General features: G+C 66.3%; 12 protein-coding genes. 1 reads left to right on the top strand and 11 read right to left on the bottom strand.

The genetic code is table 11. The features are described from left to right. Positions 1 to 98: 98 nt before the first annotated feature. The gene (locus D9M09_RS11990) at positions 99 to 1448 is read left to right on the top strand and encodes a hypothetical protein (RefSeq protein WP_205602356.1); all 1350 of its coding nucleotides are present in this window, start codon (positions 99 to 101) and stop codon (positions 1446 to 1448) included. Here the strand turns inward: D9M09_RS11990 and D9M09_RS11985 are convergent. From D9M09_RS11985 to D9M09_RS11935, 11 genes are all read right to left on the bottom strand, one after another. Next, positions 1435 to 2172, bottom strand: a complete 738-nt coding sequence (locus D9M09_RS11985) for a hypothetical protein (protein ID WP_121669373.1) — start codon at positions 2170 to 2172, stop codon at positions 1435 to 1437. The genes D9M09_RS11990 and D9M09_RS11985 overlap by 14 nt on opposite strands. Before the next feature lie 16 nt (positions 2173 to 2188). Beyond that, positions 2189 to 2635 (bottom strand): DUF6678 family protein, encoded by a 447-nt coding sequence (locus tag D9M09_RS11980; protein ID WP_121669372.1) that lies wholly within the window; start codon positions 2633 to 2635, stop codon positions 2189 to 2191. After that, positions 2635 to 3864 (bottom strand): formate-dependent phosphoribosylglycinamide formyltransferase, encoded by a 1230-nt coding sequence (purT, locus tag D9M09_RS11975; RefSeq protein ID WP_121669371.1) that lies wholly within the window; start codon positions 3862 to 3864, stop codon positions 2635 to 2637. The genes D9M09_RS11980 and purT overlap by 1 nt, the downstream gene beginning before the upstream one ends. Positions 3865 to 3970: 106 nt before the next feature. Continuing rightward, the gene (locus D9M09_RS11970) at positions 3971 to 4468 is read right to left on the bottom strand and encodes a VOC family protein (RefSeq protein WP_121669370.1); all 498 of its coding nucleotides are present in this window, start codon (positions 4466 to 4468) and stop codon (positions 3971 to 3973) included. Between the two features lie 66 nt (positions 4469 to 4534). After that, complete coding sequence (locus D9M09_RS11965; RefSeq protein WP_121669369.1) at positions 4535 to 5932, bottom strand: TolC family protein; 1398 nt, start codon at positions 5930 to 5932, stop codon at positions 4535 to 4537. Next, on the bottom strand, positions 5922 to 7265 hold the full coding sequence (locus D9M09_RS11960; RefSeq protein WP_121669368.1) for an HlyD family type I secretion periplasmic adaptor subunit: 1344 nt from the start codon (positions 7263 to 7265) through the stop codon (positions 5922 to 5924). The genes D9M09_RS11965 and D9M09_RS11960 overlap by 11 nt, the downstream gene beginning before the upstream one ends. Next, positions 7262 to 9460, bottom strand: a complete 2199-nt coding sequence (locus D9M09_RS11955; RefSeq protein WP_121669367.1) for a type I secretion system permease/ATPase — start codon at positions 9458 to 9460, stop codon at positions 7262 to 7264. The genes D9M09_RS11960 and D9M09_RS11955 overlap by 4 nt, the downstream gene beginning before the upstream one ends. Before the next feature lie 102 nt (positions 9461 to 9562). Then, a complete protein-coding gene (locus D9M09_RS11950; RefSeq protein WP_162995646.1) occupies positions 9563 to 12607 on the bottom strand; it encodes a calcium-binding protein in 3045 nt (1014 codons plus the stop codon). A 300-nt stretch (positions 12608 to 12907) separates the two neighbouring features. Continuing rightward, entirely contained in the window at positions 12908 to 13408 is a 501-nt protein-coding gene (locus tag D9M09_RS11945; RefSeq protein WP_162995645.1) for a DUF6000 family protein, read from the bottom strand. 95 nt (positions 13409 to 13503) lie between these two features. After that, the gene (locus D9M09_RS11940) at positions 13504 to 14040 is read right to left on the bottom strand and encodes a CPBP family glutamic-type intramembrane protease (protein ID WP_162995644.1); all 537 of its coding nucleotides are present in this window, start codon (positions 14038 to 14040) and stop codon (positions 13504 to 13506) included. A 94-nt stretch (positions 14041 to 14134) separates the two neighbouring features. Next, a complete protein-coding gene (locus tag D9M09_RS11935; protein ID WP_121669363.1) occupies positions 14135 to 15715 on the bottom strand; it encodes a methyl-accepting chemotaxis protein in 1581 nt (526 codons plus the stop codon). Positions 15716 to 15954: the final 239 nt, after the last annotated feature.

Genomic DNA, 15954 nt, shown 5'->3' with positions numbered 1-15954 from the left:
AGCGAGATCAGTCGTGCGGGCAGAGGCAGCGTCGTATACTTGACTGGCAGGCTGGAACTGGGCCTGCACACGGCAGCAACGGTATGGATGGGAAAATAATGACGATTCCTGGTAGGCCACACCAATCCGATGACGACGCGCCTGCGGGCGAGCAAGGCCAGCATGCGGGTTTTGTGCACGGCATGGCGGCCTGGGCGGAAAAACACCGCATCAGTCCCTGGCGTGGCAGTTTTGCCGACTTCATCGAGCAAATCCTGCCCGGCCGCGCGGGCCTGCTGACGCGCAGCGCGCACCAGTATCTGTGGGACATGATGCGCTGGAACGGCCAGACCGACGACAGCGGGCGCTTCCGCTGCCGCCTGTTCGACGACGAGCTGTTCGGCATCGACGAGGCGATCGACCGGGTCGCCGCCTACTTCAAGGCGGCCGCCGCCGGCTCCGAAGTCGGCCGGCGCATGCTGTTGCTGCTGGGCCCGCCATCGGGCGGCAAGTCGACCATGGTGATCCTGCTCAAGCGGGGGCTGGAAGAATACAGCCACAGCAGTGAAGGCGCGCTATATGGCATCGCCGGCTGTCCCGTGCACGAATCGCCGCTGCATCTGGTGCCGCACAGCATGCGCGCCGACTTTCGCGCCAGCTATGATGCCGAACTGCACGGCGAACTGTGTCCCCATTGCCGCGCCCGCCTGGAAGAACAGTACGGGGGCGACTTCCTGCGCATGCCCGTCGAGCGCATCCACCTGTCCGAGGCGGGCCGCTGCGGCATCGGCACGTATGCGCCGCACGATCCCACGACGGCCGACCTGGCCGACCTCGTGGGTTCCGTCGACCTGTCGAAAGTGGCGCAGTACGGCGACGAAGGCGATCCGCGCGCCTGGTCCTGGTCGGGCGCCGTGTATGCGGCCAGCCGCGGCATGCTGGAAATGATCGAAATCCTCAAGGTCAAGCGCGAATTTCTCTACACCCTGGAGCACTTCCCGAACCACCACCGGGCGCTGGCGTCGATGGCCAAGCTGGGATTGCGGCTGAAAAGCGCGCAGCCGGTGGGCGCCCGCTACACGGTCAGTTGCTACTTCGAACGGGCGATCGCCTTCGCGCCGCAGGACGTGACGGCGCGCATGGTGTTTGGCAACTACCTGCTGGCCACGGGCCAGGATGCGATGGCGCTGGAACAGCTGGATGCGGCCAGCCGCCTGGCGCCCGAGCAGGCCACCATTCAGTACAACCTGGGCTTGATGTATGTGAAAAAGAAGGAATACGAGAAGGCCAGCGCGCATGCGCAAAAAGCCTATGCGCTGGGCTTCCCCTTGCCGGGGCTGAAGAACAAGCTGAAGGCGGCGGGCAAGTGGCGCGAGCCGCCGCCGGCGCCGGCCGTCGTTGAAGCGAAGGAAGCACGGAAAACCGAGGAACCGGCCGTGCCGCCGGTCGAAGAACCTAGCGGGGAATGACGGCCGGCCGCTGGGCCACGCTCCAATGCCCCGTCGGCGAGGCGGCCAGCGCGGCAGCCAGGTCGCGCCGCGATTGCGCCTTGTCGGCGGCCTCGCTGATGAACGCCAGTTCGGCCGGCTGCAGCGCGGTGACGGCGAGCAGCATCACTTCGCCATATGGCGTATCGAACGATGGCGCGATGCTGCTTGCGCCCTGGGCCAGCAGCACGCCCACCTGTTCGTCCTCGTCTTCGAGGCCTGCCGGCGCATCGCGCACGTCCAGCACCATCGAGACGCTGCCGTGGCGCTGCACCAGCAAGTCGATGGAGCCATGGTCGGCCACGTTCTGGCTGACCTGGTAGATCAGGTCGAACAGCCAGGAATGCGCCACGTCCTTGCCGTCAAAGGCGGACAGCGGCGCCTCGATGCACACTTCCAGCAGGTGGCCGCGCGGCACAAACACGTCGTCGTCATCCTCGAACGGATCGCTCAAGCCATCGCTGGCGATGATGATGGTATCGGCACGGCGGATCACCCTCCAGGCCTGGCGCAGCGATGGCCAGCGGGGGCCTCCCATGAAGGCCGGGTTGACCAGCGGCGCCAGCACGTCGGTGTCTACGGTGCCCAGGGTGGCATAAAAGGCGTCGCGCGCGGCACAGGCCGCAACCAGCATCTGCGCGCCCGCTTCCTTGCCGACGACGGCGTCGTCCGGTTGCGGTACTTGTGGAATATCGTTGTCAGGCATATCAATACTCATTGAATTAGTCGGCAGGCGGGAAGTCATGGTAGGAACGGGGCAGATAGCCCCAGATGCGCGCCACCCGGTCCCGCACCTCGAAATCGAAGCCGATGCGTTGGAGCTCCGGCACGATCCACACGCCATGGTCGATGATTTTCTTCGGCAGCAGCATGGCCACGTGTTCTTCCGAGTACAGGCTGATGTCGAACCATTCCACGCCCATGAACGGAAACGGCGGGTGGTAATCCCACTCCGTGTCCCAGCGCGACACGTAGCCGGACACGGAACCGTAGCGGTACGACGGCACCCAGTCGGTCCGCCCGCGCATGAAGGCCAGCAGTTCGTTCCACTTGCAGTCGTTGGCGGCGCCGGCCAGGTTGCGCCGCGCGATGTGGCCGCGCAGCTTGCGCTTGATGTCGTCGCCGCCGGCGTCAGCCAGCGGCAGGCTGGCGTGCGCCGCCAGGGCCATCAGCGGGCCACCGGCTTGACTTTCGACGCGGCCAGCACGGCGCGCTGGCGGGCCGTGTCGATATCGTCGGCCGTGGCCAGCGCCACGCCCATGCGGCGGCGGGCGAACGATTCCGGCTTGCCGAACAGGCGCAAATCGGCGCCCGGCACCTTCAAGGCGTCGGCCACGCCTTCAAAGGCGATGCCTTTCGCTTCCAGCTGGCCGTAGATGACGGCCGAGGCACCGGGCGAACGCAGCGCCACGTTGACGGGCAAACCGAGGATGGCTTTCGCGTGCAGCTCGAATTCGCTCTGCACCTGGCTGGCCATCGTGACCATGCCCGTGTCGTGCGGACGGGGGCTCACTTCCGAGAACCACACCATGTCGTCCTTGACGAACAGCTCCACGCCGAACAGGCCCAGGCCGCCCAGGTTGTCCGTCACCTTGCGGGCGATCTCGCGCGAACGCTCAAGTGCCAGCGGCGCCATGCGGGCCGGCTGCCACGATTCCACGTAGTCGCCGTGTACCTGCAAGTGGCCGATCGGCTCGCAGAACTGCGTTTCGATCTGCCCCGAAGCACCGACGGCGCGCACCGTCAGCAGGGTGATTTCGTAGTCGAAGTCGATGAAGCCTTCGACGATGACGCGGCCCGTATCGACCCGGCTGCCGCTGGCCGCATACGCCCATGCGGCGTCCACGTCAGCGGCGCCATCGAGTTTGGACTGGCCCTTGCCCGACGACGACATCACGGGTTTCACCACGCACGGGAAGCCGATCTCCTGGCAAGCGGCCTGCAACTCCTGCAGGCTGCTGGCGAAGCGGTATGGCGACGTGGCCACGCCCAGGGTTTCGGCCGCCAGGGTGCGGATGCCTTCGCGGTTCATCGTCAGCACGGCCGCGCGCGCGTTCGGGATGCAGGTGATCTGCCCGGCAGCTTCCAGCGCCGCCAGGGTGTCGGTGGCGATGGCTTCGATTTCCGGCACGATCAAATCCGGCTTTTCCAGGTCGATCAGGGCGGCCAGCGCCACGCCGTCGCTCATGTCGATCACGTGCGAGCGGTGCGCCACGGGGTGGCCCGGCGCGTTCGGATAGCGGTCGACGGCGATCACTTCCACGCCCAGGCGCTGCAGCGCAATGATCACTTCCTTGCCCAGTTCGCCGGAACCCAGCAGCATGACTTTGATGGCGGTGGAAGACAGCGGTGTGCCGAAGGTGCGCGGGGCGATGGTGTTGCTGGTGCTGATAGTCATGGGCAGGGTCAATCTGGCAATGGAAAGATGGCCGGAACTATAGCAAATGCCGGCCATCTTGGACAGGGTGCGCCGCTGGCGTGCGCCCCCTGCCCCGCGTGGCGGGCTAGCCCGCGTACGCCCGCTTGATCTGCTCGATGTCGATTTTTTTCATGCCCATCATGGCCTTCATCACACGCCCGGCCTTGACGGGATCGGGGTCGCCCAGCAGCTTGATCATCAGGGTGGGCACGATTTGCCACGACACCCCGAACTGGTCCTTGAGCCAGCTGCATTGCTGCGCTTCCGGCGGCCCGCCCCGGGACAGCAGGTTCCAGTAGTGGTCGACTTCATCCTGGGTTTCGCAATTGACCTGGAACGAGATCGCTTCGGAAAACTGGAATTGCGGCCCGCCGTTCAAGCCCGTAAACGTCTGGCCATCGAGCTCAAAGGCCACCGTCAGCACGCTGCCCGGCTCCTGGCCGTGGATTTCCTTGCCTTCCTCGCCATAACGCAGGATCTGGCCGATCTTCGAATTGGGAAATATTTCCATATAAAACCGGGCCGCCGCCTCGGCGTTGCCGTTGAACCATAAACATGGGGTAATCTTTTGTACGCTGTGCATGATGTCTCCCTAGTCCGAAACAGGAACGCCTTCCCTGTGCGGGAAGGACCGCCACCAATATAGTCATTATTGCGCCGCCGGGGCGCGCAATTTGCCTCCCCCTTGCGCGACGTCGTCGCGCGCCAGCATGCCGGCGCTGGCCAGCAGCCGCAGCCGGGCCGAGCGCCATTCCGCCTGGCAACGGATGCGCTCCTGCTGCGCCTCGAGCAGCGCGGACTGCGTGTTCAGCATTTCCAGGATATCGGCCGCGCCCAGGCCGAACTTGCGCCGCACGCTGGCCAGCGCGTCCTGCGCCGCATCCAGCCACGCTTGCGACGCGGCCAGGTTGGCCAGCGCCATGCTGGCCTCCGCATGGGTTTTCACCAGTTCCATCAGGGTCTGCTGCCGCACTTCCTCAGCCTCGGCTTCCCTTTGCCCCGCCTGCGCCTGCGCGCCGCGCACCTTGTAGTGGCGCGCAAAGCCGTCGAACAGGGGGATGTTGAGCGAGATGCCCACCAGCGTTTCGCGCGTGGAAGCCGGCGACAAGCCCTGGTTGGGCCGGCCGTTCTGGTAGAGATTGGCCGTCAGATCGATGCTGGGGCGGCCCTCCGAGCGGGCAATCTCCACCCGTTCGCGCGCCGCCGCCAGCTGCGCCTGCGCCGCCAGGATGGCCGGGTGGCGCGCCTGGGCCAGCGCCAGCCAGGCGTGCAGCTCATCTTGCAACCCCTCGCGCAGGCCCGCCGCCGCGCCGTCCGCGTCGTCGTCCAGGATCACGCCCGCATCGGCCGGCAAGCCCAGCGTGTAGACCAGCACGGCACGGGCCTTGTGGAACTCGCCGTCGGCGCGGCTGGCGCCCAGGGCCGCCTTGGCCAGGGCGCTGGCCGCCTGCAGGGTGTCGCTGTGCGAGCCGAGACCCCGCTGGGCGCGGCGCTGCGTGGCCTGCACCGTTTCATTGGCCAGCGCCTGGTATTCCTGCCGCATGCGCACGCTGGCGCGCGCCGTCTGCGCCTCGAAATACGCGCTGACCGTCGCCGCCAGGGTCTTTTGTAGCACGGCGTCGCGGTTGGCCAGGGCCGCGTCCAGCATGGCTTGCGCGGAACGATGGCCCGCCGCGCGCCCGCCGAAGTCGAACAGGCGCCAGGACAGGCTCAGCGAACCCGTATTGCTGTTCAGGCTGCCGGAAGGCGTGTCCGCGCCCGGATAGGCCGTGCGGTCGTGCACCCGGCTCAGCCCCCCATTCAGGGTGGGCAGATAGGCCGCCCTGGCCTCGCCCACGCCGGCCGCCTGCAGCCGGATACCGGCCCAGGCGCCGTGCACCTGCGCGTTGCGGCACAGGGCCAGGTCGACGGCCGCCGGCAGGGTCAATGGGACTGCGGCTTCATAGGTAGATGGACATGGCGCGGCGTCCAGCATCTGCGCCCGGACTGGCGCGGCGGCCAGGAACAAACCGGCGGCGAAGAAAATGGCGGCGTGCCTAGCGTTCATGCAGCGCCTCCTTCTGGTGCCGCACCAGCGGCGAGAGCACGTATTCGACCACCCTGCGCGTGCCCGTGCGGATTTCCGCGCGCACGGCCATGCCGGCCGACAGCGGCACCAATCTGCCGTCGATGACGATGGCCGGCTGGCGCAAGGTGATCCTGACGGCGTAGACGGGCCCCTTCTTTTCATCCTCGATGGCGTCGCGCGAGACGCTGCTGACGACGGCGGGCACGGTGCCATACTTGGTGTAGTCGAAGGCGTCGATCTTGACGGCGACCGCCTGCCCTGCCTGCACGAAACCCACGTCGCGGTTTTCCAGCATGGCGTCGATTTCCAGCTTGCCCTGGCGCGGCACGATCTGCATCAGCGCCTGCGCGGCCGGGACCACGCCGCCCACCGTGTGCAGTTTCAGTTGCTGCACCGTGCCGTCGACGGGGGCCGTCAGGCGCAGCAGGCTGCCGCGGGCGCCCGCGCGGCGCGCGTCCTGGCCGCTGGCGGCCGCCACTCGCGCCCCTTCCGCCAGCGCGTCGTAGGCGTCTTTCCTCGTCTGCGCCACCAGGGCCGCCCGCTCGCTGCGGGCCGACGCCAGCTGGCCGGCCAGGTCGATGCGCGCCTGTTCCTTCTCCAGCCATGCGTGTTCGGCCACGTCGCGCGTGGCCAGCAGCGCCCGGTAATCGCCGGCCCGCTGGGCCGCCAATGGCAGCGCCTGCGCGTAGCGGGCGATTTCGCCGTCGAGGTGCGCCAGCCTGGCGCGAAAACTCGCGTACTGGCCATCCACGTGCGCTTGCGCGGCGGCGCGCTCCAGGGCCGGGATCGCGTCCGGCGCCGCCAGCTTCGGCATCGTCAGGGTGTCGACGGCGGCGATCAGCGCGCGCGCGCGGGCCACCTGCAGCGCGGCCGCCACGGCGTCGCCGGCCGCCTTGTCGCGCTCGGCGTCGGGCCCCCGGCTGTCGAGTTCCACCAGCAGCTGGCCCGCCTGCACGGCCTGCCCTTCCCGCACATGCAGGGCGCGCACGGCAGCCACGTCGACGGAAGCGATGGTCTTGGTGTTACCGGATGGAATGATCTTGCCCGCCGCATGGACGATGATGTCGACCCGGCCAAAAACGGCCCACAGCACCACGCAGCCGACCAGCAGCATCAGCACCCTGGCAGTCAGGCGCAACGACGGCGACACGGGCCGCTCCTGCAGCGCCAGCGCGGCCGGCAGGAAGGCCGCCTCGTCTTCGCTGAGCACAGGGCCGCCCAGCGTGGCGCGGCTTTGCCAGCTGTGCCGCAGCACCTGGCCATAGCGTTTGAACAGCTCGCCATACGCGGCGAGACGGTGGCCGGCGCTCATGTTGCGTCCCCTGTTGCGCTTCCGTGCGTACCCTGCTGCAGGCTGTACAAATGGGCGTAGATGCCGCCCGGCCGCTTCAGCAGCGCGTCGTGGCTGCCCAGTTCCGCCACCTGCCCCCGCTCCATGACGACGATGCGGTTGGCTTCGCGCACGGCCGACAGGCGGTGGGCGATGATCAGCACGGTGCGTCCCGCGCAAATGCCGCGCATATTGTCCTGGATAATCTTTTCCGACTCGTAGTCGAGCGCGCTGGTCGCTTCGTCAAAAATCAGGATGCGCGGGTCGCCGATCAGGGCGCGGGCGATGGCGATGCGCTGGCGCTGGCCACCCGACAGGCCCGTGCCGTGTTCGCCCACCATGGTGTCGTAGCCTTCCGGCAGTTCGCAGATAAAATCGTGGGCGCCCGCCAGTTTCGCCACGGCGATGACCGCATCGATGGGCAGCGCCGGGTCGCTCAGGGCGATGTTGTCGCGCACGGAGCGGTTGAACAGGATGTTTTCCTGCAGCACCACGCCGATCTGGCGCCGCAGCGAGGCCGTGTCGATGACGGCGATATCCTGCCCGTCGATCAGCACCTTGCCCCGCTCGGGGATGTACAGACGTTGCGCCAGCCGCGTCAGGGTGCTCTTGCCCGAGCCGGAGCGCCCGACGATGCCGATCACCTCGCCGGGCGCGATGGCGATCGTCACCTCGCGCAGCACCTCGGCCGCGTCGGGTCGGTAGCGGAAACCCACCTGCTGGAAGTCGATGGCGCCGGCGATGCGCGGCAGGCGCGCCTTCTGGTTGCCCGCGTTTTGGCTGCCTGCTTCCGTACGGGCGTTGAGGATGTCGCCCAGACGGCTCATGGAGATGCCCACTTGCTGGAAATCGTTCCACAGCTGCGCCAGGCGCAGGATGGGCGAAGCCACCTGCCCCGCCAGCATATTGAAGGCCACCAGCTCGCCCACCGTCATCCTGCCGTCGATGACGAGCGTGGCGCCCCACCACATGATGGCCGCCGTCACCAGTTTACTCACCAGGGTGACGCCGCCGCTGGCCAGCATGCCGATATTGTTCGCCGACAGGCCGGCCGACACATAGCCGGCCAGCTGTTTTTCCCACTGCTGCTGCCAGCGCGGCTCGACGGCCATGGCCTTGACCGTGTCGACGCCGCTGATCGTTTCAACCAGAAAAGACTGGTTTTCCGCGCTGCGGTTGAACTTGTCGTTCAAGCGCCCCCGCAGCACGGGCGTGAGCAGCATCGACAGGACCGCGTAGACGGGGATAGACGCGAGCACGACCACGCTGAGCGCCGCGCTGTACCACAGCATGGCGGCGATGAAGATGAAGGAAAACAGCAGGTCGAGCACCAGGGTCATGGCGTTGCCGGTAAGAAATGAGCGGATGTTTTCCAGTTCATGGATGCGGGCCACGGAATCGCCCACGCGGCGCGCCTGGAAATACGCGATCGGCAAGGCCAGCAGGTGGCGGAACAGCCGCGCGCCCAGTTCCACGTCGATCTTGCTGCTGGTGCGCGCGAAAACATAGGTACGGATGAGGCCCAGCGCCGCCTCGAAGACGATGGCGCAGACCAGGCCGATGGCCACCACGTTCAGGGTCTGCATGGCGTGGTTGACCAGCACCTTGTCCATCACCACCTGGAAAAACAGGGGCGTGGCCAGGCCGATCAGCTGCAGCACGAAGGAAATGAGCAACACTTCGCCCAGCAGCCTGCGGTATTTGACGATGGCGGGGATGAACCAGCTGAAGTCGAAGCGGGCCGTCTCGCCCGCATAGCTGGCCTTGCTGGTAAAAAAGATCAGTTCGCCCGACCAGGCGGCGAGGAAAGCGTCGCGGCCGAGGATCTGCGGCGGCTGGCCCGGATGCTGGATCAGCACCTTGCTCACGGCGCCGTCGCTGCTGTCGACCTTGCCGAGAATAAAGAAACGCCCGTCGTGACCGATGGCGATGGCGGGCAGCGGCGCTTGCGCCAGCCGTTCGGGCGCCTGGCGCACCAGCTTGGCCGTCAAGCCCAGCCCTTTCGCGGCCAGCAGGACGGTTTGGCGCGTGAACACGGCCTGGCCGAAAGCGTGCTTGAGCTGGGCGCCGTCGGCGGCGATGCCGTGCAGGCTGGCCATCAGCAGCAGCGACAGCAGGCCCGTGTCGGGCGCGGGTTCGGTGGACGAAGTGGCGTGGCGATATGGAAGTACGGTCATCGGATCATGTCGGAAATCAATGGCGCAGCCGGGCCGGCACGTGCAAGGCCGGCCCGGCTGCGCGGGGGTGGAACTACGTGCTCAAGCGATCAACGTAAGCGGTCATTGCGCTGCCGCCAGCTGGATCTGCGTCGACGGGTTGCCGTGGCCGGACCAGGGCGCCGATGCGGCCGCGGGCACGGCAAAGCCGGCCATCGCTTGCACCAGATGCGCCGGATCGGCTTGCCAGGCAGCGGATCCGCCCTGGCTGGCCGCGCCAAATTGCTGCGCGGCACGCCAGTTCTGCGCCAGCGCCGGCGCCAGGATGGCTGCCGTGCCGGCAGGCAAGGTCAGCTGGCCGGCCGGCGGCGGCGTCAGGCTAGCCATCGCTTGCACGAGGTTTTGCACATTGCTACCCAACAAGACGCGGCCATCGGCCATGCGGAATTCCTCGATGCGCACGGCCGTATCGGCAAACCAGTTATTCACGGTGATCTTGTCCGTGGTGCCGATGGTGCTCACTTCCAGGTTGGCGCCCACCTGGCGGAACCACAGCTGCTCGGCGCTGATGCCGGCCAGGAAAGACACGACGTCATGGCTGCCCGCCTCCTCCGTCTCAGCGATGATGTCGGCGCCGTCGCCGCGGGCGAAGATATAGGTGTCGTCGCCCGCGAGGCCGGCCAGAGTGTCACCGCCCTTGCCGCCTTGGAAGATATCATTGCCGAAGCCGCCAAAGAGAATGTTCTTGAGCTCATTGCCGATCAGCACATCGTCGAACTTGCTGCCGAACAGCATGCCGAAATTGGACAGCACGTCTACGCCGGGACGCGCGGTCAAGGGACCGCCAACGGGCGCGAAGACGGCCGTCACGCCTGTGCTGGCGCCGCTGTAAGTGACCGAGTTGCCGGCACCGGCGCCATCGAGCACATTGCCGCCGGGGGTATCGACATAAAAGACGTTGTTGTTATAGGCGCTGCCAGTCACCTTCAGGCCGGCAGAGGCGAGGCGCACGTATTCGACATTGTCGGCCACCGTGTAATCGACGCTGGTGTAGACGGTATCGTTGCCGCCGTTGCCCCGCTCGACGATGAAGTCGCCACTGTGGTTGACGTAATACGTGTCGTCGCCGCCCAAGCCTTCGAGCAGGTCGGCGCCGGCCGTGCCGTTGATGACATCGGCGTTCGCCGTGCCGACAAAGTGCTGCCCCGTGGGCTGCGTGGGACCGTTGAAGTGCCAGGCCTGGGCCAGCACGGGCGCCAGGGCAGCGGCCGTGGCGGCCGGCAGGGTCAACTGGCCCAGCGGCGGCGGCGTCAGGTTCGCCATCGCCTGCACCAGCAGCTGCACGTCGGCGCCGCGCATGACGTGGCCGGCGGCCGTGCGGAATTCCTCGATGTTCGGCGCAGCCGCGTTCCAGCTGCGGATGGTGATCTTGTCCGTCGTGCCGATGGTGCTCACTTCCAGATCCGCGCCCACCTGGCGGAACCACAGCTGGTCGATGTTCACGCCGGCCAAAAAGGCGATGCTGTCGTAATTGGCGTCGGCCGAGGGCTCGGCGATGACGTCGGCGCCGTCGCCGCGCGCAAAGACATAGATATCGTCGCCCAGGCCGCCGGTCAGCACGTCGTCCCCCTTGCCGCCTTGCAAGGTATCGTTGCCGAGGCCGCCGGACAGGGTGTTGGCCAGTTCGTTGCCTGACAGCACGTCGTCATGGGCGCTGCCTGTCACGTTGGAAATATTGACCAGCACATCGCTGCCCGGGCGCGCCGTGGCGTCACCGTTGACGGCGATCATGGCGGCCGTCACGCCAGCCTTGGACGCGGCATAGGTGGCCGAAGTGTTCGCGCCGACGCCGCGCAGCACATTGCCGCCGGCGGCATCGACGTGGAAGACGTTCGCGTTGCCGTTGCCCGTCACCGTCAGGCCGGCGGCGCTGACATGCACCTCTTCCACGTTGGCGGCCAGGGTGTGATTGACGGTGGTGTAGACTGTGTCGCGTCCGCCGCCCGCCTGTTCGACGACAGCGTCGCCGCCATGGTTGACGTAATAGATATCGTCGCCGCCCAGGCCGGCCATCACGTCGGCGCCCGCCGTGCCCTTGATGATGTCCGGGTTCGCCGTGCCGGTGAAAGTGCCGTTGGTCGGCTGGTTCGGCCCTTCCGTGCGCCAGTTCTGCGCCAGCGCTGGTGCCAGCGCGGCGGCGATGCCGGCCGGCAAGGTCAGCTGGCCCGCCGGCGGCGGCACCAGGACGGCCATCGCCCGCACCAGGTTTTCCACGTCGCTTCCCAGCAGCACGCGGCCGTTGGCTGTGCGGAATTCATCGATGCGAGGAGGCGAGCCGGCGTTATACCAGCCATTGATGGTGATCCTGTCGGCCGTGCCGATGGTGCTCACTTCAAGGTTCGCGCCCACCTGGCGGAACCACAACTGGTCGGCGCTGACGCCTGCCAGGAAGGAGACGACGTTGCGGCTGCCCGCCTCCACCATCTCGGTGATGTTATCGGCGCCGTCGCCGCGAGCGAAAATGTAGGTATCGTCACCCATCGCGCCGAACAGGCCATCGTCGCCTTTGCCGCCCTGCAAAATGTCATTTCCATAACCGCCGGCAAGGAAATTCCTGAGTTCGTTGCCGGTCAGCACATCATTGAACTTGCTGCCGACGATGCTGGCCACATTCCTCACTACGTCAGCGCCAGGACGCGCCACTAGTGGGCCGTCCGCAGGCGCAAAGACAGCCGTCACTCCCGCGCTTGCGCCGCCGTAGTTGACCACGTTGCCCGTGCTGCCGCCATCAATCACGTGCCCGCCAGGGACATCGACGTAAAAGATGTTGTTGGTCGTGGCGCTGCCCGTCACCGTCAGACCTGCGGCGGTCAGGTGGACGTTCTCGACGTTCTCGGCCACCGTGTAGTTGACGCTGGTGTACACGGTATCGGTGCCGCCGTTGGCCAGCTCGACGACCACGTCGCCGCTATGGTTGACGTAATACGTGTCGTCGCCCGCCAGTCCTTCGAGCACGTCCGCGCCCGTGGTGCCGGTGAGTACATCGGCGTTCGCCGTGCCCACGAAACGCTGCGGGGCCGCCAGGCTGTTCAGATAGGCGTCAATGGCGGACACGCCGGCCGCTTCGGAAGATTGCGCGAAGGCGGCGGATTCAAATTTCTTAGTCATATTGCAGTTTCCTGTCGTTAAACTTAAAAAAATCACGCGTGGATATGCCAGCGCAAGCCGGCATGGAAGACAAAGTCGTGCCGCGTCGAAAGGCAGCTTCGGCATGCACCCTGCAGTGACAGATCAGGCGGGGAAACACTGCCATTTGTCACGCAAATGTCATGAAAGCGGGATGTGGGGAGGGAGTGGCCGTACGGCGTGGGGATGGGACGTCGGCGGCTGGAGCGATGCTAAGTAACTAACCCCCAAGAAATTATTGTGATTTCTGACTTGCAAAACTTCACAAGAATTTCCTGAGGATTACTTAGCGGGCGCCCTCAGAGCTTGCAGGGCGCGCAAGCGGTCCATACTGGCCGCAAACGCCGCGAGCGCATCGTCCAGCGCCAGACCCGGCCGGCTGGCCGCGAAAACGGCCCAGGCTGGCGCGTGGCGCGCCGCCTCATCCCGGCCGTGCTGACCATCGAGCCAGGCGATGACAGCCATGGCTTGTTCCTGATCAAAGTACAACTGCGGCTGGCGCAGGTAATGTTCCAGATAGCGGTGCAGGTAGTCGCGGCTGGCGGGCGTGTCGAAAACGGCCAGCGCCAGGCAATACGCGCTGCCCGCGTAGCAGACCTCGCTGGCCAGCAGCAGGCCGCCCAGCTGGTCCGTGAAGGCGCCCTGCCCGGTCAATGCGGCCAGGTAGGCGCCCGCCGTGCGGCTGCGCCAGTCGAATTGCCCCAGCAGGCGCGCGATGACGGCGGCGTCGGCCTGCGCCAGCCGCGCCGCGCACTCCTGCGCCTGGGGCTGGTGCAAGCCCATGTACAGGGGCCGCACCCAGTCGTCGCGCAGGGCCGCCGTCAGCGCTTCCTGCGGCGGCAGCTGCGCGATGCTGCGCAGCAGGTTTTGGAAGGCGTCTACGCGTCGAGGCCGTAAAACACCGCGACAAGGATGGCGATGTTGTTGCAGGCGCGGGAAAAGGTCGTTGTCGCGTAGGCCACGGCCACAGTGGGTGCGCGGTAGCGCAGGTAGACAAAGCTGAACATGGCGCCCGAACCCAGCGCGACGATGGCGTGCAGCAAGCCGCCGCTGATGAAATGCACGATGGCCCACAGGATGGCGCCGATAAAAATGCTCAGCTGGCGGCTGGCGCCCAGGCGCTTGAGGATTTCCAGCGGCAGCAGCTGGCCGAGAAACGTTTCCAGGATGGGAGAATAGATGACGACCCAGAACACCAGCAGCGGCAGCGACATTTCGCGCTTGAACTTGGACAGGCCCGTGTGCGCGCCCCAGTATTCGGGCGGCAGCAGCCATTTGGTGAGGAACAGGATCGCAAAGCACAGCATGCAGGTGAGCAAGCCCCAGCCGAGACCGGCAAGGGCCAGCTGCAGCACGGGCGGCGCCGGCTTGTCGTCGTCCGGGCTGGATAGATCATGGCTGCTGCGCACTTGCATGAGTAGTCCTGGCGGTGATCCAGCGCTCATTGTAGCGCGGAATACGACTATTGGCGCATGGCTGCCGGCGCGCCGTGCCGCCGTGCCATCGGCGTCAGGCCGCCAGGCGCAAAGGGCCGTTCGCCGGCGGGGCCAATTTAAAAATGCCCACTTCCTGTTCCAGCTGCGCCGCCTGCTGCTGCAATTCGTGCGCGGCGGCCGCCGCCTGCTCGACCAGGGCTGCATTTTGCTGGGTCACGCGGTCCATGTCGACGATGGCGCGGTTGACTTGCTCGATGCCGGCGCCCTGCTCCTGCGTGGCATGGCTGATCTCGGCCATGATGCCCGTCACCCGGCCGATGCCGGCCACCACCTCATGCATGGTGGCGCCCGCCTGCTCGACGAGCACCGTGCCCGTGCCCACCTTGCTGACGGAATCGTCAATCAGGGCCTTGATTTCGCGCGCGGCCGCGCTCGAGCGCTGCGCCAGGTTGCGCACTTCCGTTGCCACCACGGCGAAACCGCGCCCCTGCTCGCCCGCGCGCGCCGCTTCCACGGCCGCGTTCAGGGCCAGGATGTTCGTCTGGAAGGCGATGCTGTCGATCACGCCGATGATGTCGACGATCTTGTTCGACGAGGCATTGATGAGACCCATGGTGTGCACCACTTCGGCCACGGCCTTGCCGCCCTGCTCCGACACCTTCGACGCTTCGCGCGCCAGGTGGTTCGCCTGCTGGGCATTGTCCGCATTCTGGCGCACGGCGGATATCAGTTCTTCCATCGATGACGCCACTTCCTCGAGCGAACCGGCCTGCTGCTCCGTGCGCTGCGACAGGTCGCGGTTGCCGGTAGCGATCTCGGTCGAGGCCGTGGCGATGCTTTCCGTACCGTGGCGCACCTTGCCGACGATGGCGGCCAGGTTGTCGCGCATGGTCTTGATGGCGAACAGCAGGCTGCTGTCGTCGCCGTGGCGCGTATGCACGTCGATGGCCAGTTCCCCGAGCGCGATGCGTCCGGCAATCGAGGCCGCATACGCCGGTTCGCCGCCCAGCTGGCGCAGCAATCCCCGCGTGATGACGGTGGCGACCGCAATACAAATGAGCACGCTGAGCGCGGCCAGCACGCCGATCCAGCGCAGCGACTGGCCGTAGATGGCGCGCGCGGCCACGCTGGCCTGCTCCGATTCGCGCTGCACGTTTTTCAGGACGGCATCGATATCGGACACGATCTGGCGCCGCAGAGGGCTGCACTCCTCGACGAGGAAAGTGCCGTACTGCTCCATCTGTCCCGTGGCGCGGAACTGGCGCGGACGCAGCAATTCCTGCGCCATGGTTTTCAGGCCCGTGCTGACCTTCTCGAATTGCGCATCGCCGGCGAACTGCGGCGCCAGCTTCGCCAGCGCGTCCAGGTACAGCGCTTTCTGGGTGTCGAGGATGGCCAGCTCCTTTTCGGCGGCGGCCTGGTCATGGAAGATATATGCGTTGCGGGCAGCCAGGCCCGTCTGGTCGAGCGCTTCGCGCGCCACGTACAGCGGTTCGAGTTTTTCCAGCTGCACTTTTTCTTGCGCGTCCATGGCGCCGGAGATGGCGCCGATGCGCAGCAGCGCGAAAGCAGCCAGCACCAGCATGAGCAAGACCAGCAGCCCGAAGCCTGCGCTCAGGCGCGCGCCTATCGTCAAACGATTGAATGACATCATTGTTGTTATTGCCCTGTATAAAGTTGATTGTTGCCGGTTACGTCAAGTAATCCACTGGAAGTTACTTGGAACCAGCGATCTGCTCGCCGTCGTGTTGCCTTTCCCGCATGGCGCAGGATGGGTATCTAACTGGCGTTTTTTGGGCAGTCAGCTTTTAATTTCGGGCAATGTAGTTGCGCGGCTGGAAACCCCGCGCAATACAACAGCACACTGAATTATAAGCGAACAGCGTTATGGAT

The organism is Janthinobacterium agaricidamnosum (assembly GCF_003667705.1).
Lineage (GTDB): Bacteria > Pseudomonadota > Gammaproteobacteria > Burkholderiales > Burkholderiaceae_D > Janthinobacterium.
The sequence above is the reverse complement of the archived record's forward strand: the minus strand, read 5'-3'. Positions and strand labels throughout refer to the sequence as shown.

Bases quoted from the DNA above. Each gene is read 5' to 3' on its own strand.
- D9M09_RS11940 (WP_162995644.1), bottom strand. From the start codon at position 14,040: ATGCAAGTGCGCAGCAGCCATGATCTATCCAGCCCGGACGACGACAAG.
- D9M09_RS11955 (WP_121669367.1), bottom strand. From the start codon at position 9,460: ATGACCGTACTTCCATATCGCCACGCCACTTCGTCCACCGAACCCGCG.
- D9M09_RS11950 (WP_162995646.1), bottom strand. From the start codon at position 12,607: ATGACTAAGAAATTTGAATCCGCCGCCTTCGCGCAATCTTCCGAAGCG.
- D9M09_RS11960 (WP_121669368.1), bottom strand. From the start codon at position 7,265: ATGAGCGCCGGCCACCGTCTCGCCGCGTATGGCGAGCTGTTCAAACGC.
- D9M09_RS11965 (WP_121669369.1), bottom strand. From the start codon at position 5,932: ATGAACGCTAGGCACGCCGCCATTTTCTTCGCCGCCGGTTTGTTCCTG.
- purT (WP_121669371.1), bottom strand. From the start codon at position 3,864: ATGACTATCAGCACCAGCAACACCATCGCCCCGCGCACCTTCGGCACA.
- D9M09_RS11985 (WP_121669373.1), bottom strand. From the start codon at position 2,172: ATGCCTGACAACGATATTCCACAAGTACCGCAACCGGACGACGCCGTC.
- D9M09_RS11990 (WP_205602356.1), top strand. From the start codon at position 99: ATGACGATTCCTGGTAGGCCACACCAATCCGATGACGACGCGCCTGCG.
- D9M09_RS11935 (WP_121669363.1), bottom strand. From the start codon at position 15,715: ATGATGTCATTCAATCGTTTGACGATAGGCGCGCGCCTGAGCGCAGGC.
- D9M09_RS11980 (WP_121669372.1), bottom strand. From the start codon at position 2,635: ATGGCCCTGGCGGCGCACGCCAGCCTGCCGCTGGCTGACGCCGGCGGC.
- D9M09_RS11970 (WP_121669370.1), bottom strand. From the start codon at position 4,468: ATGCACAGCGTACAAAAGATTACCCCATGTTTATGGTTCAACGGCAAC.
- D9M09_RS11945 (WP_162995645.1), bottom strand. From the start codon at position 13,408: ATGGGCTTGCACCAGCCCCAGGCGCAGGAGTGCGCGGCGCGGCTGGCG.